Origin of the sequence: Shimia fortis, assembly GCF_040225985.1 — a bacterium.
Classification (GTDB): domain Bacteria; phylum Pseudomonadota; class Alphaproteobacteria; order Rhodobacterales; family Rhodobacteraceae; genus Shimia.
Genome location: NZ_JBBPEU010000012.1, coordinates 63,917 through 88,361, shown reverse-complemented (window position 1 = coordinate 88,361; position 24,445 = coordinate 63,917). Strand labels below are relative to the sequence as shown.

The window sequence follows — 24,445 nt, the reverse complement described above, 5'->3', positions numbered from 1 at the left end:
GTTTCCGGCGTACCACCCTACGAATTTGGTATTTCGTCACCAAATACACTAGGTTAGGCAAATCGCAGACGCGAAAGGCAGGGCACTATGAATATTCAGACGTCACAATTGACAGATGCTACGGAACGCCGCGACGCAGAGGCGGCACTTGAAGTGCTGCGCAGGTGGGCCGCGAAGGCCACCCCGACTGAAATCGCCGAGCTCGACCCGGCCGTGGCGCGTCTGCTGCCGGACCAACCGCCTAGCAGCTATCCCGACCTTAAACGGGAATACCCCTACGGCTTTGACGTGTCCCCGGAATACCGGGCCAGCCTGCCAGACCTGCAAAATGGTCCATCAAGCCTGATCCGCGGTGAAAAGCAGTTGATCCAGCATGTGGGTATCTCGAATTTTCGTTTGCCGATCAAGTACCACACCCGCGCGGGCGCCGACATCACGCTTGAAACCAGCGTGACCGGCACGGTCAGCCTTGATGCCGAGAAAAAGGGCATCAACATGTCCCGTATCATGCGATCATTTTACAAGCACGCCGACAAGACCTTCAGCTTTGAGGTAATGGAAGCGGCGCTGGCCGATTATGTGACCGATCTTGAAAGTCTAGATGCCCGCATTCAAATGCGCATTTCTTATCCGGTGCGCGTCGAATCCCTGCGCTCGGGCCTGTCCGGATACCAGTATTACGACATCGCACTGGAAAAGGTGCAAAGGGACGGCGAACTGGTCAAGATACTGCATCTTGATTACGTCTATTCGTCGACCTGCCCCTGTTCGCTGGAACTGAGTGAACACGCCCGTCAATCGCGTGGACAACTGGCCACACCGCATTCCCAACGCTCGGTGGCGCGTCTGTCGGTCGAAGTGAAATCCGACGAATGCCTGTGGTTCGAAGACCTGATAGACATGGCGCGCGCTGCGGTTCCGACCGAAACGCAGGTGATGGTCAAACGCGAGGACGAACAAGCGTTTGCCGAGCTGAACGCGGCCAATCCGATCTTTGTCGAAGATGCGGCTCGGCTGTTCTGCGAGCAGCTCAAGGCAGATCCGCGTGTCGGTGATTTCCGCGTGATCGCAAGTCATCAGGAAAGCCTGCACAGCCATGATGCGGTCTCCGTGCTGACCGAAGGGCCGCTTTTTGCGTCGTCCAGCATCGACCCCAAACTGTTCAGCAGCTTGATCCACACAGGGTAAACCACGCACCCTGATTGCTGCGAAAAGGACACATCAACGGGCCGCTCTCGGGAATGTTAACCGATTGCGGCCCGTTTTGCGTTAGACTGTAGAGCAGGGAGGAAACCCAAGTCGCCCGGTTGCCGGGCCATCGAGCGAGGTTTCCAATGTGCAAGACTGAACCGACGATCGAGTTTCAAAACGACCGCCTGATGCAGCGCCTTGACCTGTTTCTGGCGTCTCAAGGCATGGGGTTCAACGCGGCGACAGAAAAACGACGCCGGCTTCACGAAGCCTATGCTTTGAATGCCCTCAGCGACTGCCAACTGGCCCATATGGGGATGACGCGCGCCGATATTCCGGCCTTTGTCTTTGCGGACCTGCTCGGAAGCTGAGGCAAGCGGGCAGAAAAAGACGGGGTTCGGCGCGGCATCCTTTTTCGAACGTGTTTTTCGGCATCGGGCCGGCGCGCGCCGCTTGTCAGGCGAATGAGGTTTTGCAAAACGCGATATTGCCGATCTGTCGGCGGGGATGTTCAGCAGGGCAATGTGCTTGACACCGGCGCGGGCACACGACAACGCTGCCTGCATGTTCGATATGCGTCCCGTGGGATATGTTATTGGCCTTATGGTCGCCATTCTCGGAGTGGCGATGCTGTTGCCGTTTGTCGTGGACTGGCTCAATGGCAACGGCCATCATTCTGTGTTCCTGCAAAGTGCCCTACTGACATTTCTAGTGGGTGGTTTCGTGGCTCTGTCCTGCCAGACGGCCAAGGTCAAAGGACTGACCTTGCAGCAAACCTTCCTTCTGACCACGGGTGTCTGGGTGGCGCTGCCGATCTTTGGCGCATTGCCATTTCTGTTCGGCGAAACAGAGTCGCGCCTTGTCGATGCGGTGTTTGAGTCGATGTCGGGGTTGACCACGACCGGCTCGACCGTTCTGTCCGGGTTGGATACCCTGCCGATGGGGCTGAACCTTTGGCGGGCGATGCTGCAATGGCTCGGCGGTATCGGGATCATCGTTGTCGCCATGGTTTTCCTGCCCGAATTGCGGGTCGGGGGGATGCAGATCTTCAAATCCGAAGGCTTTGATACGATGGGCAAGATCCTGCCCCGCGCGACCGAGATTTCGCGTCAGATTTCGGTGATTTATATCGGGATCACGCTGGCGTGTTTCCTGACCTATTTCGTGATGGGGATGCCTGCTTTTGATGCGGTGATCCACGCATTGACCACGGTCGCCACCGGGGGGTTTTCCAACCATGACGCGTCGTTCGGGGCTTTTTCGGGACCGCTGGAATATGCCGCCGTAGTGTTCATGATCCTCGCTGCACTGCCCTTTGTGCGTTATGTACAGATGGTCAACGGGCACACACAGGCGCTTTGGCGCGACAGCCAAGTACGCACCTTCCTGATGACGCTGATTGTGCTGGTCGTGATCTTTAGCATCGTACTAGGCTATATGTTCCCAAGCAGTTGGGAGCGGTCCTTCCGCGAGGCTCTGTTCAACGTCACCTCGATCATTTCCGGAACGGGCTATGCCAGCGCGGACTACATGCTTTGGGGCAGCTTTTTTGTCACGATGTTCTTCTTCATCGGTCTGATCGGGGGCTGCGCGGGGTCCACCGCCTGTTCGATCAAGATCTTCCGCTATCAACTGCTGTTCGCGGCTACCCGGGCCCAGATCAACCGCATTCGCAACCCCAACGGTATATTCGCTGTGCGCTACGAAGGCCGCCGTGTCAGTGATGACGTGTTGAACTCGGTCATGAGCTTTTTCGTGTTCTTCACCGTAACCCTTGGTGTGCTTGCGGTACTGTTGGCCATGACGGGTTTGGATTTCGTGACCGCCCTGTCCGGCGCTGCCACGGCCGTGGCCAATATCGGTCCGGGTCTTGGTGATACGATCGGGCCATCGGGCAATTTTGCATCGCTGAACGACACTGCAAAGTGGTTGCTGATTGCCGGAATGTTGATTGGTCGCCTCGAACTTCTGGCGGTTTACGCCATCCTTACACCGCAATTCTGGAGAGCCTGATATGACCTCATCGCAAGACGCGCCCAAGGGCGCGATCCGTCCGCTTGGCGCGCAGATTTCGCACATGCTCAAATCGCGCGGGGTCGATACGATCTTTGGCATTCCGGGGGTGCACAATGTCGAGATGTATCGCGGGATCGAGGAAGCGGGCATCCGTCATGTGCTGGCGCGCCACGAACAGGGTGCGGCCTTCATGGCTGACGGGTATGCCCGCGCCACCGGCGGGTTTGGCGTGTGCTATGTGATTACCGGACCGGGCCTGTTGAACACGCTGACGGCGCTGGGGCAGGCCTATAGCGACTCGGTGTCGGTGCTGGCGATTTCCTCGTGTCTGGACGAGACCGCCGCGCGTCGGGGGCAGTTGCACCAAATGCTAGATCAAGAGGCAGCGGCCGCCACTGTCTGCGACTGGAGCCATGAGGCAACCAGCGCGGATGCGGCCTATACCCTTGTGGATCGGGCCCTGACCGAGTTCGCCACGCGCCGCGCGCGCCCGAAACACATGCAGGTGCCGATTGCACTATTGGGCACGCCTTGTGAACCCGCCCCCGCCATGCCGGGCGGGCTGCAACATGTGGGGCGGTTGGTGCCCGGCGACCTGAGCGTCCTTGCCGACGACCTCACTGCGGCCCAAAAGCCGTTGTTCATTTTCGGGGGAGGTCTTGGGCGACACGGTAACGAAGAACTGGTGCGCAAGGTCATGCACCGCAGCGGTGCCGCCGGATTTACGACCTATGCGGGCGGCGGGCTGCTTGCGCCGGACGACCCTATGAGTTTCGGGTGCTACCTCGGGCGTCCAGACAGCGTGAGGGTGTTGGCCGAGGCCGATCTTGTCATTGCGGTGGGGACCGAACTGTCGGAATGCGATCTCTGGCGCAATGAGCTGGGGCACCAGTCCACGCTTGTCCGCGTCGATATTGACCCCGAGGTTTTGTCAGACGAACACAGGGCTGATATGGCCATTCATGCGGATGGCGTCGCGTTCCTTGAAACGCTTTGTGCGCATTTGCCGGAAAGCGCGTCCCCCAAATGGGATGCGGACATGATTGCTGGCACCAAGGCGCGTTTCCGCGCCGAGACCGATGCAGAGCGTCCGGGTATTGCCGATCTTTGTGATGCACTGGCGGCAGCGATGCCCGAAGACGCCATGATTTATTCCGACATGACCCAGTTTGCTTATGTCGCCAAAGAAGTCTGGGATATGCCGCGCGCGGGTCATTGGCATCACCCCACCGGGTTCGGCACGCTGGGTTATGCCTTGCCGGCCGCGATTGGTGGCGCCGTGGCGCGTTCGGGTTTGGCGACGGTCTGTATCGCAGGTGATTATGGCTTCCAGTATACGATTCAGGAACTCGGGACTGCGGTGGAATTGGGTCTGCCTTTGCCGATCTTGCTCTGGGACAATGGCAAGCTGAAAGAGATTGAGGACAGCATGGTCGCAAGCCAGATTGCCCCCAACGCCGTGATCGCGCAAAACCCCGACTTCTGCAAACTGGCCGAGGCGTATGGCGCTTTGTCCGAGGCGCCCAAATCGCTGGACGCGCTGCAGGCGGCGCTGTCCCGTGCGTTCAAGGCCAACGGGCCAACCCTGATCCATATGACGCCGGCATTAACGGCCAAATGAAAAAGGCCGGGGCGATCCCCGGCCTTTTCTCTTGTGTCGGGGTGTACCCCCTTACTCCCAGCAACTGACCAGAACGGTCATGTCACGACCCAGCCGTGCGAGGTCTTCTGCCGAAAGGGTTGTCTGGGGTGTGTCGGTTTGGATGTTCAATCCCGCGCTGGCGAGGGCCGTGCGGATCGCATCCGACCCAGTGGCAAATCTGACGCCTTCAGGCAGCGCCTTGGTGCTGGCCCCATCGCGCGGCAATAACATCCCGATCACGCTGCCCTGCCCATCCAGAACAGGCCCGCCCGCATCGCCGGGCAGGGCCGACATGGCAAGACGTTTCAGCGAGGTTTCCCCATTCAGCCCCCGCACATCCGAAAGCTGGCCGAATGTCAGGGTCGGTGCTCCCAGCACACCTTCGTAGGAATACCCCGAGACGGCAACGTCGCTTTGAAGGCGAGCGTCCCCTTCGCGCAGCATCGCGATACGGATGGGGGCCAGTGGCTTGGTCGGGCGCAGCACGGCAAGACCGAGACTGTCGTCGGTCGCAACAATTTGGGCTTCAAGGTCGCCTTCGAGGGTAATCTTGCTGCATCCCTGAACGGCCTCGGATGTCGTCACAACCGTGCCATTCCCGTCTACAAAGAACCCAGAGCGAGCCATTTTGGGTTTGCGCAGTTCCAGCCCGGCTAGAAGGTCGATGCTTTGCGCGCTATTGCTGCCCGCGGCCGGATCCAGAACGCCGTCAATCCGTTCGAACGAGGCCTGCATTTCCCCCAGGATACGCGTGCGGCGTTCTTCATCGCCTGCAGGCCAGACAAGCGTAAAGCCTTTGATCTCGCCATTTTCGAGGCGGGCCTCGGTGTGCGAGACGATTTTTGCATTTTCACCTGTCAGGACAAAACTGTCCTTTTCACGTTTGCGCTCTCCGGTCAGGGGCACGATTTCTAGCGTTTGCATGATGTCGTAAAGGCCGAATAGCGTGGTCTGGTCACCTGCCTGCGATATCAGCAGAACCTTGGCCGGGATTTCGCCAGACGCGTCGAAATGCACAAATGGAAACTCGGTATTGCCCCGCTTGACCACGCCACGCGGGATCAGCATCTCGACACCCGCCGCAAAATCTGTTTCCCGGCGCAGGTCCATCCCTTCGAGAACGGCAAAATACTGTTTACGCAGGGTTTCGCGTTGCAGGGTGGTCAATACCCCGGTTTGTTCAAACCCGTTATCGGCCTGCCACGCGGCCATCGACGCACGGGTGCCGCGCCCGAACGCGCCATCAATCGCGGCGTTGTAATATCCCGCCCATTGCAGCCAGCTTTGCAGTTCCTTGCGCTCATCCCGGGTCAGGCGGGCCTCGCTCGCGCGCGCTTCACTGGGTGTTTCGTCCGCCACTGCGGGTTCTGCGGGAACCTGTTCAAGGCTTGGCACGTCCGAGGTCTCGGTGATCTCGGTCACGGGATCCGTCGGCTGTGGCAGGTTCAGCAGGTTGACCCCAGCCGGCCAGAACTGGGACCGGTAGGTTGCCGACAGGGCGATGTAACTGTCGCGCGGGATAAGGCCTTCGTTGCGATAGACCCGCAGAACGGTTTCAGCATCTGCACGGGTGTAGGGGCCAAGGGCCACGCCGTACCAACCGCTTCCAAGGGCAAACCCGTTCACATCCTCAAGGCGTTCAGCATATTTGCGGATTTGTTCCGAGGCTTGCGTGAGGCTGGGTTGCGCTTCGATTTGCACCCAGACGACATCTTGGTCTTGTTGGGCAAATGCCGCGCGCAGGCCAAAGACAAGGGTAAACAGCACAGGCAAAAAAAGCCGCGTCATAGTCATCAAATTCCTTTTGCGTTTCCGATCGTCGCGTTTGTGTCGTCATGTTTAGCAGGTCTGGGGGCTGTTGCACCTCAAATTTGAGGCAGGGCGCAATTGACCCCGGACCTGTGGCGTCATAGGTAAAAGCCGCGTTTTCAAAGGGCGGAGCTCATGGCCGATACCGACAACAAACCCCGCAGCTTTCAGGAGATCATCCTGAGACTTCAGAATTACTGGGCCGAAAAGGGCTGTGCCGTGATGCAGCCCTACGACATGGAAGTCGGCGCAGGTACGTTCCACCCTGCAACCACGCTGCGGTCGCTGGGCAGCCGGGCCTGGGCTGCGGCCTATGTGCAGCCATCTCGCCGTCCGACTGACGGGCGCTATGGCGAAAACCCAAACCGTTTGCAGCATTATTACCAGTACCAGGTGCTGATCAAACCCAGCCCGCCTGATTTGCAAGATCTCTATCTCGGCAGCCTTGCAGCTATCGGGATCGACATGGATCTGCACGATATCCGGTTTGTCGAAGATGACTGGGAATCGCCGACGTTGGGCGCATGGGGGCTGGGCTGGGAAGTCTGGTGCGATGGCATGGAAGTCAGCCAGTTCACCTATTTCCAACAGGTCGGCGGCCATGATTGCCATCCTGTTTCGGGTGAACTGACCTATGGTCTGGAACGTCTGGCGATGTACGTTCTGGGCGTAGACCACGTGATGGACATGCCCTTCAACGATCCTGACGCGCCGATTGCGCTGACCTATGGGGACGTGTTCAAACAGACCGAACAGGAATATTCGCGCTGGAATTTCGACGTGGCCAATACAGATGTGCTCTTGAAGCAATTTGAAGAGGCCGAAGCCGAATGCGAAAAAATCCTTGCCGAGGAACATACCGACCCCAAAACAGGACACAGGATCATCATGGCCCATCCCGCCTATGACCAGTGCATTAAGGCCAGCCACCTGTTCAATCTGCTGGACGCGCGCGGCGTGATCTCGGTCACCGAACGTCAGGCCTATATCGGGCGGGTACGCGCACTGGCCAAGCAATGCGCCGATGCGTTTGTCCTGACCGAAGCCGGGGGATACGCCGCGTGATCGGAAAAATTATCGCGGGCACAATTGTTGCTGTGGCCCTGATGGCCGGGTTCGCAATGTATTACCTGCAGGTCTATGCCTATTATGACGATGTTCTTCCGTCGGGACCAGATGATGTGATGCTGACGTCGCTTGAAACCGGCATGGCGGAACCCCTTGCGCATGGCGCGTTCCAAGCCATCGATTCGACGTCGTCGCCGATCCGCTATCGGGCTTGTTTCATGACCGATGTGCCGCTGGACACGTTGAAAGAGACCTACACCACATTTGCGCACCCCGAGCCGCTGGTGGCGCCGGGCTGGTTCAACTGTTTCGATGCCAAAGCCATTGGCAAGGCGCTGGAAGACGGTGAGGCCGTGGCCTTCATGGGCACAGAAAACCTAAAATACGGCATCGACCGCGTGGTTGCGGTCTTTCCGGACGGGCGGGGTTATGCCTGGCACCAGATCAACGCCTGCGGAGAGGTCGTGTTCGACGGCAAACCCGTGCCAGAAGGTTGTCCGCCCAAGCCGGAGCGCTGATGGGTGGCCGAGCCGATCATCATAAATGACTTTTTGACCGCGACCTTCGGGTTCGCGGTCTTTCTGCTGGGAGCACGCCTGACCCGCAAGATCAAGCTCTTGCGCGAGTTTAACATTCCCGAACCGGTGACGGGCGGCTTGCTGGCGGCAGGGTTCTTTGCGCTTTACATGCAGATTACCGGTCAGAATCTCGAATTCTCGATGCAGAGCCGCGACCTGTTTCTGATCCTGTTCTTCACCTCGATTGGTCTGAACGCACGGCTGAGCGATCTCGTGGCGGGCGGCAAACCCCTGATGATCCTTCTGGTGCTGACCGTGATGATGATTGTGTTCCAGAACGTCATCGGCGTGGCGGGGGCGCGGTTCTTCGATCTGCCGGTTCCGGCAGGGGTTATGCTGGGCTCAGCGGCGCTGATCGGGGGGCATGGCACGGCGATTGCTTGGTCGCCCGAGGTCGCGCGAGTCACGGGGCTGACTGATATACCCGAGATCGGGATCGCGACGGCGACGTTGGGGCTGATCGCAGCGGCGCTGATCGGGGGGCCGATTGCCAAACTTCTGATCAACCGTTTTGATCTGACGCCGCGCCGGCCGGATGAAGAAACAACCGTAGGTCTGCCCTTTGACAAGGAAGGCCATACGCGCCCGATCACCCATATCAGCCTGATGCGGGTGATGCTGGCGCTGAACGTCGCCATCATTCTGGGCCATGCGCTGGGCGAAGTGATTGAGGCCGCGGGCCTGATGTTGCCGACCTTTGTGCCCTGTCTGATCATGGGGATCGTGGTGGGCAATGCGGCTCCGATGCTGTTTCCCAAGATGTCACCTATATCGCGCACGCCCTCACTGGCTGTGATTTCGGATTTCGCACTGGGGGCGTTTCTGGCGATTTCGCTGATGACGCTGGATTTCTCGACCCTGCGCAGCGTCGGATGGACCATTGCCATGGTGCTGGCGGTACAGACCGTCATGACCGTTTTGTTTGTACGCTTTATCCTGTTTCCGCTTCTGGGGCGGGGATATCGCGCCGCCGTGCTGGCCGCCGGGTTTGCTGGATTTTCCCTTGGCGCGACCCCGACCGCCATCGCCAATATGACCGCCGTGACCAAGCGCTATGGGCCTTCACCCATCGCATTTGTCGTTTTGCCCTTGGTTTCGGCCTTTTTTGTGGATATCGCGAACGCGATTGTCATACAGGCAATCGTGAACTTCTGAGGACCCTCTCATGCCTGACCTGCTGATCGAACTGTTTTCCGAGGAAATCCCGGCCCGTATGCAAGCGCGCGCCGCCGAAGACCTGAAAAAGCGTGTCACTGACGGTTTGGTCGAGGCGGGTCTGACCTATGCCGGGGCACACGCGTTCTCAACCCCACGCCGTCTGACCCTTGCGCTTGAGGGGCTGCTGGGCGAAAGCCCGACTATCAAGGAAGAGCGCAAAGGCCCCAAGGTCGGCGCGCCCGATAAAGCGATCGAAGGGTTCCTGCGGGGCACTGGTGTGTCCCGCGAAGATCTGGAAGAGCGGGACACCCCCAAGGGCGCTGTCTATTTCGCAACCATCACCAAGCCGGGCCGTCCGGCCCCCGAGATCGTGGCCAAGGTGCTGGAAGACACCATCCGAAATTTCCCATGGCCCAAATCCATGCGCTGGGGCAGTGGCCCGTTGCGCTGGGTGCGTCCCCTGCATTCGATTCTCTGCGTAATCTCGGACGATGCAGGCCACAAGATCGTGCCATTGGCTGTGGACGGGATCGTGTCGGGGGATACCACCGAAGGCCATCGGTTTATGGGCACCGGGCGTTTCGCCGTCACTGGGTTCGAGGATTACGAGGCCAAGCTCAAACGCGACCACGTGATCCTGAGCGCAAAGGACCGCGCAGAGCATATCTGGCACGACGCCGCCAACATGGCCTTTGCGCAGGGGCTTGAGGTCGTTGAAGACAAAGGATTGCTGGCCGAGGTTGCAGGGCTGGTCGAATGGCCGGTTGTTCTGCTGGGCGATATCGCCGAGGATTTCCTTGGCCTGCCAGCAGAGGTGCTGCAAACCTCGATGAAAGAGCACCAGAAATTCTTTTCCGTACGGAACCCGAAAACCGACCGGATCGAGAAATTCATCACCGTCGCCAACCGGGAAACCGCCGATCACGGCGCCACGATCTTGGCAGGCAACCAAAAGGTGCTGTTTGCGCGCCTGTCGGATGCGAAATTCTTCTGGGAAAATGACATTCGCGTGGCTAGGACCGGCGCACAAGCCTGGATCGATAGCCTGAACAACGTGACCTTCCACAACAAGCTGGGTACCCAGGGCGAACGGATTGCCCGCATCGCCACGCTGGCCCGCGAACTGTCAGGCATCGTCGGGGCGGATGCAGACGTGATCGGGCAGGCCGCGCGGTTTGCCAAGGCCGACCTCAGCTCGGAGATGGTGTACGAATTTCCGGAACTTCAGGGACTCATGGGGCGCTACTATGCGGCGGCGGCGGGGCTGAGTGACGAAATTGCGGCAGCAGCGGAAGAGCATTATTCGCCGCTCGGGCCGTCCGACGATGTGCCCACCGCCCCGGTCTCGGTTGCCGTTGCGCTGGCGGACAAGCTGGACACGCTAACAGGGTTCTGGGCAATTGACGAAAAACCGACCGGGTCGAAAGACCCCTATGCGCTGCGTCGCGCGGCGCTTGGTGTGATCCGCCTTGTGCTGGAGAACGACCTGCGTTTGCCGCTGGACGCCTATGCCGATACGCAGCTTTTGCGTCACGAGGCCTATCAGAGCGACGACGAAAAACTCGCGCGTGCCCTGCTTGAAGACCTGAGTGATGAAATCGCGGATCACGGTATTCTGGGCGCGGTGCGCCGCACCGTCAAAAGCGCGATGGAAGGCGACCTGAACGAATACCTTGAAGAATTGCAGGCGCGCGTGCCTGACACCTCGCGCGATTTGCTGGGCTTCTTCCACGATCGCCTCAAAGTGTACCTGCGCGACGAAGGCATTCGCCATGACGTGATCGACGCCTGTATCGAAATGCCGGGGAATGATGACCTGAACCTGCTGGTCAAACGCGCCCGTGCCCTGGAAAGCTTCCTGCGGACCGAGGACGGCGAAAATCTGTTGCAGGGCTTCAAGCGCGCCAACAACATTCTCACGCAAGCCGAAGAAAAAGACGGTGTCGAATACAGCTTTGGCGCTGACGTGAAGTTCTCGGAAGACGATGCTGAAAAGGCCCTTTTTGCCGCGCTGGATGCGCATGAGGGCGCGATTGAAGCAGCCATTGCCGCCGAGGACTTTGCCGCGGCCATGGCGGGTATGGCCGAATTGCGCGCCCCGATCGATGCGTTTTTCGAAGCGGTGCAGGTGAACAGCGAGAATGAGGTGGTCCGGCGTAACCGTCTGAACCTTTTGTCGCGAATTCGCAAAACCTGTCTGGGTGTTGCAGACCTAACGCGGGTCGAGGGCTAATCCCCCAAAGCATAAGCGGCCCGCGACAGATTTGTGGCGGGCCGCGCACCTTTTCCTTGCCAGACAAGGCTTTGGGGTTATGCTGCATCCTCAAAGAAAAGGTGCCGCAGTGCAGCAAGACAACCCCGATATCACCTTCATCACCGCGACCGCGCCAATAGCGACGGCCACTCATGGCGGGCGTGCCAAGTGTTTGCAACGGCTTGTGAGGCTGGACCTGCCGGTTCCGAAAACTGTTGCCCTGTCCTTTGACGCTGTGCACCGCATCGCGGCGGGCGAATCTCCGGTGATGCAGGATCTTCTTGCCCCACTTGAAAAAGGTGGTCTTTTGTGTGTGCGTCCGTCGTCGGAAGATCCCGATTGGGGCGGCCCCGGGGCCGTTTTGAATATCGGCATGAATGATGCGCGGTTTGCAGAGCTCTCGCAAACCCTTGGACCGGATGCGGCGGGTGGGCTTTATGCCCGGTTCATCCAGTCCTACTCGATCCATGTAGCGCGCCTTGATCCGGATATGTTTGATGAACTGGACCTGACCTATCCTGGCGACTGCCGGCATCTGCTGGATGCCTATGAAGACGAAGCAGAAGAACCCTTCCCGCAGGATGTCGGCACCCAGCTTGCCGGGGTGCTGCGGTCCATGGCGCGTGCTTGGGAAGGCACCACCGCGCGGCTTTTGCGGCAGGCCAAGGGCGCGCCCGCGGATGCGGGGCTGGGGCTGGTGGTGCAGGAAATGGTGCTGGGTCTTGGGCACGGGGAATGCGGCTCGGGCGTGTTGCAGCTCGTGAACTCGACCACCGGGCTGCCGAAAATCACGGGCCGGTATCTGAGCCAGTCACAGGGGCGCGATGCGCTGCAAACAGGGGCTTCTGCCCTGTTCCTCGAGAAGGACAGCCGCGGTCCGTCTCTGGAAGAGGCCGCGCCCGAAGCCTTTGAGGCGCTTAAGGCACAAGCGGCATTGATGCGTGAAAAACTGCGCGAGGAAATGCAGATCGAGTTCACCATTGAAAACGGTCAGGTGCATATTCTGGACGGGGTCAGGGTGCAGAGATCGTCGCGGGCGGCAGTGCGGATCGCGGTTCAACTGTCGCGCGATGGGATCATTCCACCGCAAGAGGCCCTGATGCGGATCGAACCAAGGGCCCTGAACGAACTGCTGCACAGGCAGGTTGACCCCGAGGCCAAGCGCGACGTGATCTGCACCGGGATTGCCGCGAGCCCGGGGGCCGCCAGCGGACGGATTGTATTCTCCGCGGCAGAAGCACAGGCCAGCGCCGCGCGCTCTGAGGCCTGCATTCTTGTGCGACGCGAAACCACACCTGAAGATATTCGCGGCATGCACGCGGCCAGTGCTGTTCTTACCGAACGTGGCGGCATCACCAGCCACGCAGCCGTGATCGGTCGTGGGTTGGGGTTACCCTGCGTCGTAGGCGCATCGTCCCTGCGGTTCCAGATGCGCAAAAAGGTTCTCACAACCTCGGACGGGCGTGTCTTCAAGGAAGGCGACATCATCACAGTGGATGGGACCGAGGGCCAGATTCTCGCGGGCGAACCGGCGATGCTTGAGGCGGCACTCGATGATGCCTTCCAGTCCCTGATGGCCTGGGCGGATGAAGCCCGCGACATTGACGTGCGCGCGAATGCCGACACACCTGCCGACGCCCAGACGGCACGGAATTTCAACGCCAACGGAATCGGGCTGTGCCGGACCGAGCATATGTTTTTTGAAGCCGACCGCCTGACTGTCATGCGCGAGATGATTTTCGCAGATGCGCCCGAAGATCGGCGTTCCGCGCTTGAGCAATTGTTGCCGATGCAACGAGCGGATTTCATCGAGCTTTTCAGGATCATGGAGGGGCAACCCGTATGTATCCGCCTGTTTGATCCGCCGCTGCACGAGTTCCTGCCGACCGAACGGGCAGGCCTGCGGGATCTGGCCGAGGCCCTGAACCTGCCCCTGTCGGACGTGACGCGTCGGGTCGAGGCGTTGGGGGAATATAACCCTATGCTTGGCCTGCGCGGGGTGCGTCTGGGGATCACAGTGCCCGAGATCTATGACATGCAGGCGCGCGCCATCTTCGAGGCCACTATTGCCGCGAGCCGCGACGGCGCGCCGGTTGTCCCTGAAATCATGATCCCTCTCGTTAGCGCTAAGCGTGAGGTAGAGCTTGTCAAAACCCGTATTGACGCGGTGGCCGCCGCTGTCCGTACCGAGCAGGGGGTGAATTTTACATACCGCCTCGGGGTGATGGTGGAAACGCCGCGCGCTGCCCTGCGGGCCGAGGATATCGCCCCGCATTGCCATTTCTTCAGCTTCGGCACCAACGATCTGACCCAGATGACCTATGGCCTGTCGCGCGACGATGCCGGGCGGTTCATGTCAGCCTATGTGAAACAAGGGGTATATCCAGAAGATCCGTTCCACACACTGGATGCGGACGGCGTCGGAGAATTGCTGAAATTCGGCGCGGAACGTGGTCGTGCAGCACGACCGGGCCTGACCCTGTCGGTTTGTGGTGAACATGGTGGCAGCCCCGAATCAATCGCATTTTGTCGCCAGGTCGGAATTGATTACGTGTCCTGCTCGCCCTTTCGCGTTCCCGTTGCACGTTTAGCGGCAGCACAACTCGCGATTCAGGACAAAATAGGGTAAATTTGCAGGGATCAGCCGCCACATCTTGACAATTCAGCAAGCTCTTTGCGCGAAAAACCCGCTGGGCTGGACGAATTTGGCCAATTCGTGTAGTACCCCGCGAAACGCTCGGACGGGGGAGGGTCCGTCAAACATCGGGTGTGAGGTTATTATGCGCCAATTCATGACTGCATTTTTTGCTATGATACTTTTGTCGGGTCCGGCTTTTGCCGAGGCCCCCTCTGGGGACGTTGAGACCCGGGTTGATCGGCAAGAGCCACGGAAAGCCGCCGCTGGCGTGTCGGGTTTCAATCTCAAAGAGCTTTTGAACAATAACCGCAATAAGAAAGACGCTCTGCCCGACACGATCGTGTATTCGCGCAACTGGATCGACCAGCTGCCCAAGGCCAAGAACCGTGACGAGCAATGGCAATGCCTGACCGAGGCGCTCTATTTCGAAGCGCGCGGCGAAAGCATCAAGGGCCAGTTCGCAGTAGCCGAAGTCATCATGAACCGCGTGGACCATGATTACTATCCCGAAAGTCTTTGTGGCGTGATCAAGCAGGGTACGGGGCGCAAGTACCAGTGCCAGTTCACCTTCACTTGTGATGGCAACCCGGAACACATCCACGAAAAGTCGGCCTATGAACGTGTCGGAAAAGTGGCCCGCCTGATGATGAACGGCGCGCCCCGCATTCTGACCGACGGGGCGACCCACTATCACACCAAGGCCGTCAACCCCAGCTGGGCGCGCAAGTTCAAGCGTACGACCACCATCGGGGTGCATCATTTCTATCGCCAGCCGACACGTCTTTCGCAAAACTGATTCAAGGGTTTTGACGGGTTTTGATGTTGCTATGCCGTGTCTGGCCCTGTTCCCGCAGGTCCAGGCCACTAAACAGGTCCTGATCTGACCCGGGAGGAACGGCAGACAATGACAAACGAAATTCGCCTTGCATTCGCGCATCCCGACGAACGGGCCGTAGCCACGTCCGGCCCCGACCCTTTGGACCGCATTTCTCTGCGTGACCATATTGTTGAGGTCGAAATCGGGGCCTTTCAGGCCGAACGCGGAACGACCCAGCGCGTTTGTTTCAATGTCGTCGTCGAAGTGCGTCCGATCACCGGCGTGATTGATGACGACGTGGACCGCATCCTCTCGTATGACCGCGTGACCGAGGCGATCGCGCATGAATTGGCCGCCGAAAGGCTGAACCTTTTGGAAACGCTGGCCGAACGTATCGCCGAGCGGATCTTGCTCGAGCCGCAAGCGATGCGGGTCTTTGTGCGGATCGAAAAATTGGATCGCGGTCCCGGTGCCTTGGGCGTGGAAATTGTGCGTGCACGTACGGTGGTTAAACCCGCCGAGGTGCTGGAAGACGAGAAACCCCATCCGCGCGTGGTGTACCTGACCAATGCCGCCATGCAGTCTGATCGCCTGACCGGTTGGATTGATCAGCTGGCCGCCGAGGATGTACCGCTGATTTTCTGCGTGGGTCCACATGATCTGCAAGTGCCCGCCACCGGCCACGCGATGACACAGCGCCGGATTGATCTGCTGGCCATCGAGCAAAATGCCTGGGCACTGGCGGCGCGGGATTCCCGTTGCGTCGTGGTCAACACCCGCACCGAACTGGACTGGGCGATGAAAAACGGTCAGATCTGTGTCTGGGCGCCTTCGAAAATCGTGCTGGATGCGGTCGATGGGCCAGATGTGAATGCCCGCGATGCCGTGGCGCTTGCCTCTTGGTTTGCACGCGAGATGGAAGCGCGCCGGATGATTGGGATCGGCGAATCCCTGCCGGAAAACGGACCTGTTCCGGTGCGGTCGGTGTCTCTTCTGGATGATGTGATCTAGACGCTTGCCAAGCGCCTCTGAAAAGATCATTCACGACACATGAAGACCTATTACCGCGCGATCCCGCAAACAGATGCTGCGCGCCCGGACGGCGCTTATCCCCTTGCGGGCGGATGGACATGGTTTACGCATGTCGAACTCCTGCAACGCGGTCAGTCCTCGCGCAGTGTCGCTGCCACCGATATTCCCCCAGCGGTGCTGGAAACCCTGACCAAGCCGCGCCCTCCCATCGCATCCATGTCGATGACAGAGCCTCAGGTGATGGGGATCTTGAACGTCACCCCCGACAGTTTTTCGGATGGTGGTCAGCACCATGCGCCAGAGCAGGCATTGGAGCGGGCGCGCGAGATGGTCGCTCAAGGGGCCACGCTTATTGATATCGGTGGAGAGTCGACCCGGCCCGGCGCAACCGAGGTGCCTGTTGAGGAAGAGATCCGCCGCACCGCACCTGTAATTGCGGCCCTTTCCGGCGACATTGATCGCCCGATCAGCATCGACACCCGCAAAGCGCCTGTCGCGCGGGCGGCATTAGACGCCGGTGCCGATTTGGTCAATGATGTGGCCGGTTTCACCTTTGACCCCGATCTCGCGCCGCTTTGCGCCGAGCAAGGCGTGCCCGTTTGTGTCATGCATGCACAGGGCGACCCCGCCACAATGCAGAACAATCCGACATATGACGATGTGTTGCTTGATGTGTATGATTTTCTGGAAGAGCGGATTGGGGCTCTGGAAAGTCTGGGAATCCCGCGTGACCGGATCATCACAGATCCCGGCATAGGATTTGGCAAGACGCTGACGCATAACCTTGCCCTGCTTGCCCGCCTTAGCCTGTTTCACAGCCTGGGCTGTCCGATCCTGCTTGGGGCGTCGAGGAAAGGGTTCATCAAGGTGATTGGCAATGCACCCGCCCCCGAGGGTCGCGTGGGCGGTTCTGTGGCGGTTGCGCTGGAAGGGGTTGCACAAGGGGTGCAAATCTTGCGCGTGCATGATGTAGAAGAAACAAGACAGGCTCTGCATCTTTGGCAGGCGGTGACAACGGGAGAATACCATGGGGCGTAAGTTTTTCGGAACCGACGGGGTGCGGGGTACCGCCAATATGGCCCCGATGACGGCCGAAATGGCGCTGCGGATCGGAGCCGCGGTGGGACGGTATTTCCGTAATGACGGTCAGAACAACCACCGCGTCGTCATTGGCAAGGATACCCGCCTTTCGGGGTACATGTTTGAAAACGCGCTGACGGCCGGTCTGACCTCGACCGGCATGAACGTGCTGTTGCTGGGACCAGTGCCGACCCCTGCGGTAGGTTTGCTGACCAGTTCGATGCGCGCAGATCTGGGCGTGATGATCTCGGCCAGCCACAACCCCGCCGAGGATAACGGGATCAAGTTTTTCGGGCCGGACGGCTTTAAACTGTCCGATGAGGTGGAACTTGAAATCGAGACCCTGATCGAAAGTGGCGTTGAACCTGTCCAGTCGATCAATATCGGTCGCGCCAAACGGATTGATGATGGCCGTTTCCGCTATATCGAGCGTGTGAAATCCTCGCTTCCGTCTTCTGTTCCGTTCAAGGGCATGAAAGTCGTGGTGGATTGTGCGAACGGGGCTGCCTATCGCGCCGCCCCCGAGGCGCTCTGGGAACTGGGCGCTGAGGTGATCCCGGTCGGTACGAACCCGGACGGGTTGAACATCAACCGGGATTGCGGATCCACGTCGCCGCGTACCGCAGCCGAAGCGGTGGTCGCTCATGGTGCCCATCTCGGGATCTCGTTGGATGGCGATGCTGATCGCGTCATGATCATTGATGAGAACGGGCATATTGCAGACGGTGACCAGATCATGGGCCTTCTGGCAAGCCGCTGGGCTGCCAAGGGGCGTTTGCGGGGCGGGGCGCTGGTGGCGACAGTGATGTCGAACCTTGGTCTTGAACGGTTTCTTGAAGCACAGAACCTCCGGCTGGAGCGGACCGCCGTCGGGGACCGCTATGTTGTCGAAACAATGCGCAAGGGTGGCTACAATCTTGGGGGTGAGCAATCGGGACATATCGTCATGACCGACTATGCCACCACGGGCGACGGGCTGATGGCAGGGCTTCAGTTCATGGCGGCCATGGTCGAAACGAATAGTCAGGCGTCAGACCTTGCCCAACAGTTCGAGACCGTACCGCAACTGTTGAAAAACGTGCGCTACGCGGCGGGGCAAACCCCTTTGGAGGCCGACTCGGTTCAAGCCGCCATCCGGGCCGCGGAAATGGCGCTTGAGGGGCAGGGGCGGCTCTTGATCCGCAAGTCGGGCACAGAACCATTGGTACGGGTCATGGCGGAATGCGAGGATTCCGATCTGCTTGAACGTACCGTGGACTCGGTGGTTGAAGCGGTCGATGCCGTCGTTTAGGCGTCGCCCAGAAACAGCCGTTTCAGCGCGCCGTACTGGCTGATGCCGACGCCGGACAAGATGAACAGCAACGCCCACAACAGGCTGGCCGGAAGCGGTTCGCCCAATATCATTGCGCCCAGCACCACAGACCACACGGGCACTTGATAATTGGTCAGGCTCATAAAGGTCGGACCGGCACTGCGGATCACCAGAACCCGCAACAGGTTGGCAGCGGCGGTCGGGATCAGCCCCAGCACGGCCAGAATCGCCAGTGTTTCTGTGGAGGGCATGGGCGGTGGCCCCTCGACGGCCCAAGCCACCGGCACCACAATGGCCGCGCCCACAATCAGCAGAACGGTGGCCAACCCGATCGGGTCTACCGGTGGCAGACGTCGTACCAGCACGGAACTCAGGGCATAGCAAGCTGCCGCGCCGAGACATGCAAGGCGCCCGTAGACTTCCAAGTCAGCGCCAGAACTTTCAAAGGCGGTGCTGCCAATCAGGATCACCACGCCAAAGAACCCCAGCATAAAGCCGATCACCTTGCGCAGGTTCAGGCGTTCGCCGGGTACGAGGAAATGAGCTAGGGGCAGCACTAGTAGGGCGACTGCGGCCATGCTGACGCCGGCAAAACCCGACGTGACGTATTGCTGCCCCCAGCTGAGCAAAATGAAGGGCACGGCTGAGCTGAGCGCGCCGACCACGGCAATCATGCGCCAGCCCCGCGCAGAGGGTTCCGCAAAAAGTGGAAAGCGCCGCGCCGCCCAAATGCCGACCAGCAGAACCGAGGCAAAGCTGATCCGTGCTGCCGCCAGCCAGAACGGGGTGATCCCCTGCAGGGCCAATTCGATGACCATGAAGGTGGATCCCCAGACAATGCCGAGGGTGGCCACCATCAACCAGCTTTTGCGGGTGATGTCCGGCTGTGTCATTCCAAGGCCAGGGCGCTTCTGGCGAAGGCTGCGAACATCACACCGAACCCGAAGGTGATGATGATCCCGGCGATCTTCCACCCTATCGGCGTGGGCACACCGGGTTTGGCGAGGATCACGGCGCGGGTCAGCGCAAGTTGATAAAGCGTCAACAGCCCCCAGAACGCTGCAGGAATGGCAGTGGAGATTGGCAACACCAGTAATAGCGCCACGATGGGTTGATGGAAAAGGGCCGTGCCGAAATTGCCCCCCCAGAAGGTTTCCCCAAGGATCAGGTCGCCCGCGAAAAGCGCCTTGAACCATGCAGGCGTGAAAATTTTGGGGCCGTTACTTTTTTCTTCCATCTTTGGTACCTTCCGATTGCGCGCTGACCATGAAACGAAAAAGGGCGCCCTGCAAGGCGCCCTTTCGAACCATTGCCTTTCTGGCTTAGTTCTTTTCTTTGTCGACCATCTTGCCGGCCGAGATCCACGGCATCATGCCGCGCAGCTTGGCGCCGGTTTCTTCGATCAGGTGCTCGTCATTGGCGCGACGCGATGCTTTCAGGGTCGGTTGGCCAACAGCGTTTTCCAGCATGAAGTCACGGACGAAACGGCCGGCCTGGATGTCTTCCAGAACTTCTTTCATGCGGGCTTTGGTTTCGTCGTATTTCAGGATGCGCGGACCGGTGACGTACTGGCCGTACTCGGCAGTGTTCGAGATCGAGTAGTCCATGTTCGCGATGCCGCCTTCATAGATCAGGTCTACGATCAGCTTCACTTCGTGCAGACATTCGAAATAGGCCATTTCCGGTGCGTAACCGGCTTCGACCAGGGTTTCAAAACCGCAACGGATCAGTTCAACCAGACCGCCGCACAAAACAGCCTGTTCGCCGAACAGGTCGGTTTCGCACTCTTCACGGAAGTTGGTTTCGATGATGCCCGAACGGCCGCCACCGATGGCCGAGCAGTAGGACAGGCCGATTTCCAGCGCCTTGCCGGTTGCGTCGGTGTGTACGGCAACAAGACAGGGCACGCCGCCGCCTTTGGTGTACTCGCCGCGCACGGTGTGGCCGGGGCCCTTGGGCGCCATCATGATAACGTCAACGCCTTCTTTGGGCTCGATCAGGCCGAAGTGGACGTTCAGGCCGTGGGCGAATGCAATTGCTGCGCCTGGCTTGATGTTGTCGTGGACGTATTTCTTGTAGGTTTCCGCCTGAAGTTCGTCGGGCATGGTGAACATGATGACGTCGCACCATGCGGCCGCTTCGGCGATCCCCATGACCTGCAGGCCTTCACCTTCGGCTTTCTTGGCCGAGGGCGACCCTTCGCGCAGCGCCACAACAAGGTTCTTCGCGCCCGAGTCACGCAGGTTCAGTGCGTGTGCGTGGCCTTGCGAACCATAGCCCAGGATGGCCACTTTTTTGTCTTTGATCAGGTTAATGTCGCAATCGCGATCGTAGTAAACGCGCATGTCCGGCGCTCCTCTCTGTATGTGTCTGGCCAAGAGTTATACGCATCCTGCTAGAGAGAGCGAGACGTAATGGTCGTATAATTTTTCCAATTATCAGCATTTCTATTCGTAGGAAGATGAAATATTGTCATTTTTATGCTTGATGATCTCGATAGGCGCATTCTGCGCAACTTGCAGGTGGATCCTGCGACGTCTTTGCCGGATTTGGCCGACCGACTCGGCATGACGACCTCGCGTCTGTCGCGTCGTATTGAAAAGATGGAAACCGAAGGCGTGCTGCGCGGGCAAAGGGCGGTGATCGACTGGCAGGCGCTTGGTTATGCGGTCGAGGTGTCGTTGCGGGTCACGCTCGACAAAACCCAACCGCGTGCTTTCGATGATTTCATCGAAGCTGCACGGGACATCCCCGAAGTAATCGAAATCCAGACCTTTCTGGGCCGCGTGGATGTCCGCTTGTCCGTTATCGCGCGGGATATGGCCCATTATCAGCAAATCTATCGCGCCCGGATCCTGACTCTGCCGCATATCGCCGACATCGAGGCGCTGATGCATGTGGCCCGTATCAAGTTCGAAGAAAGCCTGCCGATATGACCGGACTGGATGCCGTTGACCGTCAGATTTTGACCGAACTGTCCCGCGATGCGACGCAATCTGCTGGGGCTTTGGGGCGCAAATTGGGGATGAGCCAGCCCGCAATTTGGCGACGGGTGCGCAGGCTGTATGACAGCGGCATCATCAAGGGGCGCAGGTTGGATCTTGACGCGGAAAAGCTTGGGTTCGGGGTGACGGTGTTCTTGGGCGTGAAACTGGCCACCAAGGGGCGCGTGTCCCTTGAGGACTTCGAGCGCGCCGTCACGGCCATTCCCGAAGTGCAGACGGTCGAGCATGTTTTGGGCATGTATGATTATCGTCTGCGGGTCACAGCGCGGGACATTGCCGATTTCGAACGCGTTTTGCGCCGCCGGGTGATGACCTTGCCCGGTGTGGGGGATGTCGAGGCGAATGTGCTGCTTAGCGAAGAACGTCGGCCCGGACCGTTGTGAAGACGGGTTGGAAATCCACCCTAGAGTTGTCATTCCTGTCTTTCGCAGGCTAACTGGCGGCAACATATCTGGGAGACACAAGATGACAAGTGCAGTGGACCCGACAGGGTTGGACGAATTTTCGGTGGTCTTTACGGACCGCTCTCTCAACCACATGTCCAAGGCGTTCCAGCAGGTGATGACTGATATTTCGTCTATGCTGAAAGAGGTCTACAACGCCGATGCCGTGGTGCTGGTTCCCGGTGGCGGCACCTACGGCATGGAGGCCGTCGCGCGCCAATTCGCTCGCGATGCCAAGACGCTGGTCGTGCGCAACGGTTGGTTTTCATACCGGTGGAGCCAGATTTTCGAGGCCGGTGCATTTGTTGCCGACTCGGTGGTCATGAAGGCGCGTCAGTCAGGCAATGATGTGACGGCGCCCTTTGCGCCGCCCCCGATTGAGGACGTGGTCGCGCGGATTCAATCGGAAAAGCCGGATATCGTTTTTGCACCGCATGTCGAAACCTCGGCAGGTGTGATCCTGCCCGATGCTTATATCGCGGCCATGGCGGCGGCCGCGCACGAGGTTGGGGCGCTGATGGTGCTTGATTGCATCGCAAGCGGTTGTGTCTGGGTGGATATGAAGGCGCTTGGCGTGGATGTCCTGTGCTCTGCACCGCAAAAAGGATGGTCTGCATCCCCTTCTGCAGGCCTCGTCATGTTGTCCGAGGCGGCGGTGGCGCGGATGGCGGACACCGAATCAGACAGTTTTGCGATCGACCTCAAAAAGTGGCACGGCATCATGCAGGCCTATGAAAGCGGCGGTCATGCCTATCACGCCACGATGCCGACCGATGCGTTGCGGGCCTTCCGCGATACCATGCTGGAAACCAAGGCCTATGGCTTTGAAAAGCTGCGCGAGGCACAGTGGGCGCTTGGCAATGGGGTGCGGAAAATGCTGGCCGAAAAAGGGATCAAGAGTGTCGCTGCAGATGGTTTCGGGGCGCCCGGTGTCGTGGTTAGCTATACCAGTGATCCGGCCATCCAGAACGGAAGCAAATTTGCAGCAGAAGGCATGCAAATCGCGGCTGGTGTGCCGTTGGCCTGTGACGAACCGGAAGGATTCATGACCTTCCGCCTTGGCCTGTTCGGGCTGGACAAGCTGTATGATGTGGACCGCACCCTATCGCGTCTCAGTGAGGTCGTAGACAAGGTGCTGTGACTCCGGACTTGCAGGGGAAATAGAGCGCCGGGGCTTCTGTCCCGGCCAATGTTTATTGTGCGCCAAGGCCCATCCGCATAAGCGTTTTGCGGACTGGTGACATCGAGTAAAGCGCGTTCAGTCCCATCGCCCGCACATCCCGCAACGGGCGTGCTTCGACCATCGAGGCCCGATTGAGCATGTCGATTCCCTTCACGCGCAGTTTGACCTCGGTAAAGCGTTTGCGGTGATAGGTCTCGAGCATTTTCGTGTTGCCCAGATCGGTCGGGTTCGCCTTGGCAAGGTCCAGCAGGATCCGCATATCACCCAAAGACATGTTCAATCCCTGCGCGCCAATTGGTGGCACCACATGTGCGGCTTCGGCCACCAGCGCAAGACGTTCGCCATAAAGCCGCTCGGCGGATTGCGAGATGATCGGCCAGATCGTCCGGCGCGAGGCCAGGGTGAGCGGGCCAAACAGGCCGCAACTGCGTTCAGTCATTTCCTGTTCGAACTGTGCCACGTCCATCTCGAATAGTTCCTGGGCGCGGGGGCCACGTTCCATCCAGACCAGCGCAGATGAGGGGCTGCCTTCATAATCGGGCAGGGGCACCAGCGTAAACGGGCCTCCGGAGCGATGGATTTCCGTAGACACGCTGTTGTGCGGGATCGGATGCGTCACTGCGAACGCCAACGCCTTTTGGCCATAGCGGGTGGTGTGTACCTTGATCCCCGCCGCTTCGCGCATGGTTGAATTGCGGCCATCGGCGGCGATCACCAGCCGCGCGCGGGTGCGCGACCCGTCTGACAAAGTCACGCGCGCCTCGTTCATGCGGGTGAACAGCCCCGTGGTGGCCGTGCCAAGGCGCAGGTCGACATTATCCAGTTCTTCAAGGCGGTGCAGCATTTCGCGGCGCAGCAACCAGTTGGGCAGGTTCCAGCCAAACGGCAGTTCCGAGAGATCGGCCGCGTTGAAATCCTTGATGATGCGTGGCTCGGGCACATCCCCGCCAGCGTCGACGATCCGCATGATTTGAAGCGGCGCGGCGTGGGGGGCAAGACGTTGCCACAACCCCGCTTCGTCAAGAAGCGTGCGCGCCGGTTGCAGGAAAGCGGTCGTCCGCAAGTCGGACCCTTCGCGATCCCGCTCGGTGATTGGCGGGGTAGGGTCAACGCATTGTACGGAGAAGCCGGCGCTCGCAAAGGCGGCGGCGGCGGTCAATCCGGCGATACCACCGCCGGAAATCAGGATGTCGGTTTGGGATTCGGTGGTCATGGGTGC

General features: G+C 59.5%; 21 protein-coding genes. 16 read left to right on the top strand and 5 right to left on the bottom strand.

Translation table 11 applies throughout. The features are described 5' to 3' along the window. Positions 1-87 precede the first annotated feature (87 nt). The 4 genes from folE2 (at position 88) to WNE31_RS16125 (ending at position 4,828) form a co-directional block, all read left to right on the top strand. A complete protein-coding gene (gene folE2 / locus WNE31_RS16140; RefSeq protein WP_349980983.1) occupies positions 88-1,188 on the top strand; it encodes a GTP cyclohydrolase FolE2 in 1,101 nt (366 codons plus the stop codon). 146 nt (positions 1,189-1,334) lie between these two features. Then, on the top strand, positions 1,335-1,562 hold the full coding sequence (locus WNE31_RS16135; protein ID WP_349980982.1) for a hypothetical protein: 228 nt from the start codon (positions 1,335-1,337) through the stop codon (positions 1,560-1,562). 193 nt (positions 1,563-1,755) lie between these two features. Next, positions 1,756-3,204, top strand: coding sequence for a TrkH family potassium uptake protein (locus WNE31_RS16130; protein WP_349980981.1), 1,449 nt, complete (start codon positions 1,756-1,758; stop codon positions 3,202-3,204). Position 3,205: 1 nt separating this feature from the next. Next, the gene (locus WNE31_RS16125) at positions 3,206-4,828 is read left to right on the top strand and encodes a thiamine pyrophosphate-binding protein (protein WP_349980980.1); all 1,623 of its coding nucleotides are present in this window, start codon (positions 3,206-3,208) and stop codon (positions 4,826-4,828) included. A gap of 51 nt (positions 4,829-4,879) precedes the next feature. Here WNE31_RS16125 and WNE31_RS16120 read toward each other — a convergent pair whose 3' ends face one another. Further along, complete coding sequence (locus WNE31_RS16120; protein ID WP_349980979.1) at positions 4,880-6,637, bottom strand: serine protease; 1,758 nt, start codon at positions 6,635-6,637, stop codon at positions 4,880-4,882. 156 nt (positions 6,638-6,793) lie between these two features. Here WNE31_RS16120 and WNE31_RS16115 point away from each other — a divergent pair, with 156 nt between their 5' ends. The 9 genes from WNE31_RS16115 (at position 6,794) to glmM (ending at position 18,574) form a co-directional block, all read left to right on the top strand. Further along, positions 6,794-7,723, top strand: coding sequence for a glycine--tRNA ligase subunit alpha (locus WNE31_RS16115; protein WP_349980978.1), 930 nt, complete (start codon positions 6,794-6,796; stop codon positions 7,721-7,723). After that, positions 7,720-8,244, top strand: a complete 525-nt coding sequence (locus WNE31_RS16110) for a DUF6446 family protein (protein WP_463407439.1) — start codon at positions 7,720-7,722, stop codon at positions 8,242-8,244. The genes WNE31_RS16115 and WNE31_RS16110 overlap by 4 nt, the downstream gene beginning before the upstream one ends. A 3-nt stretch (positions 8,245-8,247) precedes the next feature. Continuing rightward, a complete protein-coding gene (gene gltS, locus WNE31_RS16105; protein ID WP_349980977.1) occupies positions 8,248-9,459 on the top strand; it encodes a sodium/glutamate symporter in 1,212 nt (403 codons plus the stop codon). A gap of 10 nt (positions 9,460-9,469) precedes the next feature. Continuing rightward, the gene (glyS, locus tag WNE31_RS16100) at positions 9,470-11,695 is read left to right on the top strand and encodes a glycine--tRNA ligase subunit beta (RefSeq protein ID WP_349980976.1); all 2,226 of its coding nucleotides are present in this window, start codon (positions 9,470-9,472) and stop codon (positions 11,693-11,695) included. A gap of 79 nt (positions 11,696-11,774) precedes the next feature. Further along, positions 11,775-14,345: a pyruvate, phosphate dikinase gene (gene ppdK, locus WNE31_RS16095; protein WP_349980975.1), complete on the top strand. Its 2,571-nt coding sequence runs from the start codon at positions 11,775-11,777 to the stop codon at positions 14,343-14,345. A gap of 163 nt (positions 14,346-14,508) precedes the next feature. Further along, entirely contained in the window at positions 14,509-15,150 is a 642-nt protein-coding gene (locus WNE31_RS16090) for a cell wall hydrolase (RefSeq protein ID WP_349980974.1), read from the top strand. A gap of 108 nt (positions 15,151-15,258) precedes the next feature. Continuing rightward, positions 15,259-16,182 (top strand): dihydroneopterin aldolase, encoded by a 924-nt coding sequence (locus WNE31_RS16085; RefSeq protein WP_349980973.1) that lies wholly within the window; start codon positions 15,259-15,261, stop codon positions 16,180-16,182. A gap of 39 nt (positions 16,183-16,221) precedes the next feature. Beyond that, on the top strand, positions 16,222-17,241 hold the full coding sequence (gene folP, locus WNE31_RS16080; RefSeq protein ID WP_349980972.1) for a dihydropteroate synthase: 1,020 nt from the start codon (positions 16,222-16,224) through the stop codon (positions 17,239-17,241). Then, positions 17,231-18,574 (top strand): phosphoglucosamine mutase, encoded by a 1,344-nt coding sequence (glmM, locus tag WNE31_RS16075; RefSeq protein ID WP_349980971.1) that lies wholly within the window; start codon positions 17,231-17,233, stop codon positions 18,572-18,574. Before folP ends, glmM begins: the two co-directional genes overlap by 11 nt. Here glmM and WNE31_RS16070 read toward each other — a convergent pair. The 3 genes from WNE31_RS16070 to ilvC form a co-directional block, all read right to left on the bottom strand. Further along, positions 18,571-19,488 (bottom strand): DMT family transporter, encoded by a 918-nt coding sequence (locus WNE31_RS16070; RefSeq protein WP_349980970.1) that lies wholly within the window; start codon positions 19,486-19,488, stop codon positions 18,571-18,573. The genes glmM and WNE31_RS16070 overlap by 4 nt on opposite strands. After that, positions 19,485-19,832: a hypothetical protein gene (locus WNE31_RS16065; protein WP_349980969.1), complete on the bottom strand. Its 348-nt coding sequence runs from the start codon at positions 19,830-19,832 to the stop codon at positions 19,485-19,487. The genes WNE31_RS16070 and WNE31_RS16065 overlap by 4 nt, the downstream gene beginning before the upstream one ends. A gap of 85 nt (positions 19,833-19,917) precedes the next feature. Next, complete coding sequence (gene ilvC / locus WNE31_RS16060; protein ID WP_349981009.1) at positions 19,918-20,961, bottom strand: ketol-acid reductoisomerase; 1,044 nt, start codon at positions 20,959-20,961, stop codon at positions 19,918-19,920. A gap of 114 nt (positions 20,962-21,075) precedes the next feature. On the opposite strand from ilvC, the gene WNE31_RS16055 reads away from it, so the two are divergent. The 3 genes from WNE31_RS16055 (at position 21,076) to WNE31_RS16045 (ending at position 23,184) form a co-directional block, all read left to right on the top strand. Then, positions 21,076-21,531 (top strand): Lrp/AsnC family transcriptional regulator, encoded by a 456-nt coding sequence (locus tag WNE31_RS16055; RefSeq protein WP_349980968.1) that lies wholly within the window; start codon positions 21,076-21,078, stop codon positions 21,529-21,531. Next, a complete protein-coding gene (locus tag WNE31_RS16050) occupies positions 21,528-21,983 on the top strand; it encodes an Lrp/AsnC family transcriptional regulator (protein ID WP_349980967.1) in 456 nt (151 codons plus the stop codon). The genes WNE31_RS16055 and WNE31_RS16050 overlap by 4 nt, the downstream gene beginning before the upstream one ends. An 82-nt stretch (positions 21,984-22,065) precedes the next feature. Beyond that, entirely contained in the window at positions 22,066-23,184 is a 1,119-nt protein-coding gene (locus WNE31_RS16045) for an aminotransferase class V-fold PLP-dependent enzyme (protein ID WP_349980966.1), read from the top strand. A 52-nt stretch (positions 23,185-23,236) separates the two neighbouring features. On the opposite strand, the gene WNE31_RS16040 is transcribed toward WNE31_RS16045, so the two are convergent. Next, positions 23,237-24,439, bottom strand: a complete 1,203-nt coding sequence (locus WNE31_RS16040) for a UbiH/UbiF family hydroxylase (RefSeq protein WP_349980965.1) — start codon at positions 24,437-24,439, stop codon at positions 23,237-23,239. Between the last annotated feature and the right edge of the window lie 6 nt (positions 24,440-24,445).

Excerpts from the sequence above, each read along its gene's own strand:
- folE2 (WP_349980983.1), top strand. The coding sequence starts at position 88 with ATGAATATTCAGACGTCACAATTGACAGATGCTACGGAACGCCGCGAC.
- WNE31_RS16135 (WP_349980982.1), top strand. The coding sequence starts at position 1,335 with ATGTGCAAGACTGAACCGACGATCGAGTTTCAAAACGACCGCCTGATG.
- WNE31_RS16130 (WP_349980981.1), top strand. The coding sequence starts at position 1,756 with ATGTTCGATATGCGTCCCGTGGGATATGTTATTGGCCTTATGGTCGCC.
- WNE31_RS16125 (WP_349980980.1), top strand. The coding sequence starts at position 3,206 with ATGACCTCATCGCAAGACGCGCCCAAGGGCGCGATCCGTCCGCTTGGC.
- WNE31_RS16120 (WP_349980979.1), bottom strand. The coding sequence starts at position 6,637 with ATGACGCGGCTTTTTTTGCCTGTGCTGTTTACCCTTGTCTTTGGCCTG.
- WNE31_RS16115 (WP_349980978.1), top strand. The coding sequence starts at position 6,794 with ATGGCCGATACCGACAACAAACCCCGCAGCTTTCAGGAGATCATCCTG.
- glyS (WP_349980976.1), top strand. The coding sequence starts at position 9,470 with ATGCCTGACCTGCTGATCGAACTGTTTTCCGAGGAAATCCCGGCCCGT.
- ppdK (WP_349980975.1), top strand. The coding sequence starts at position 11,775 with ATGCTGCATCCTCAAAGAAAAGGTGCCGCAGTGCAGCAAGACAACCCC.
- WNE31_RS16090 (WP_349980974.1), top strand. The coding sequence starts at position 14,509 with ATGACTGCATTTTTTGCTATGATACTTTTGTCGGGTCCGGCTTTTGCC.
- WNE31_RS16085 (WP_349980973.1), top strand. The coding sequence starts at position 15,259 with ATGACAAACGAAATTCGCCTTGCATTCGCGCATCCCGACGAACGGGCC.
- folP (WP_349980972.1), top strand. The coding sequence starts at position 16,222 with ATGAAGACCTATTACCGCGCGATCCCGCAAACAGATGCTGCGCGCCCG.
- glmM (WP_349980971.1), top strand. The coding sequence starts at position 17,231 with ATGGGGCGTAAGTTTTTCGGAACCGACGGGGTGCGGGGTACCGCCAAT.
- WNE31_RS16070 (WP_349980970.1), bottom strand. The coding sequence starts at position 19,488 with ATGACACAGCCGGACATCACCCGCAAAAGCTGGTTGATGGTGGCCACC.
- WNE31_RS16065 (WP_349980969.1), bottom strand. The coding sequence starts at position 19,832 with ATGGAAGAAAAAAGTAACGGCCCCAAAATTTTCACGCCTGCATGGTTC.
- WNE31_RS16055 (WP_349980968.1), top strand. The coding sequence starts at position 21,076 with ATGCTTGATGATCTCGATAGGCGCATTCTGCGCAACTTGCAGGTGGAT.
- WNE31_RS16050 (WP_349980967.1), top strand. The coding sequence starts at position 21,528 with ATGACCGGACTGGATGCCGTTGACCGTCAGATTTTGACCGAACTGTCC.
- WNE31_RS16045 (WP_349980966.1), top strand. The coding sequence starts at position 22,066 with ATGACAAGTGCAGTGGACCCGACAGGGTTGGACGAATTTTCGGTGGTC.
- WNE31_RS16040 (WP_349980965.1), bottom strand. The coding sequence starts at position 24,439 with ATGACCACCGAATCCCAAACCGACATCCTGATTTCCGGCGGTGGTATC.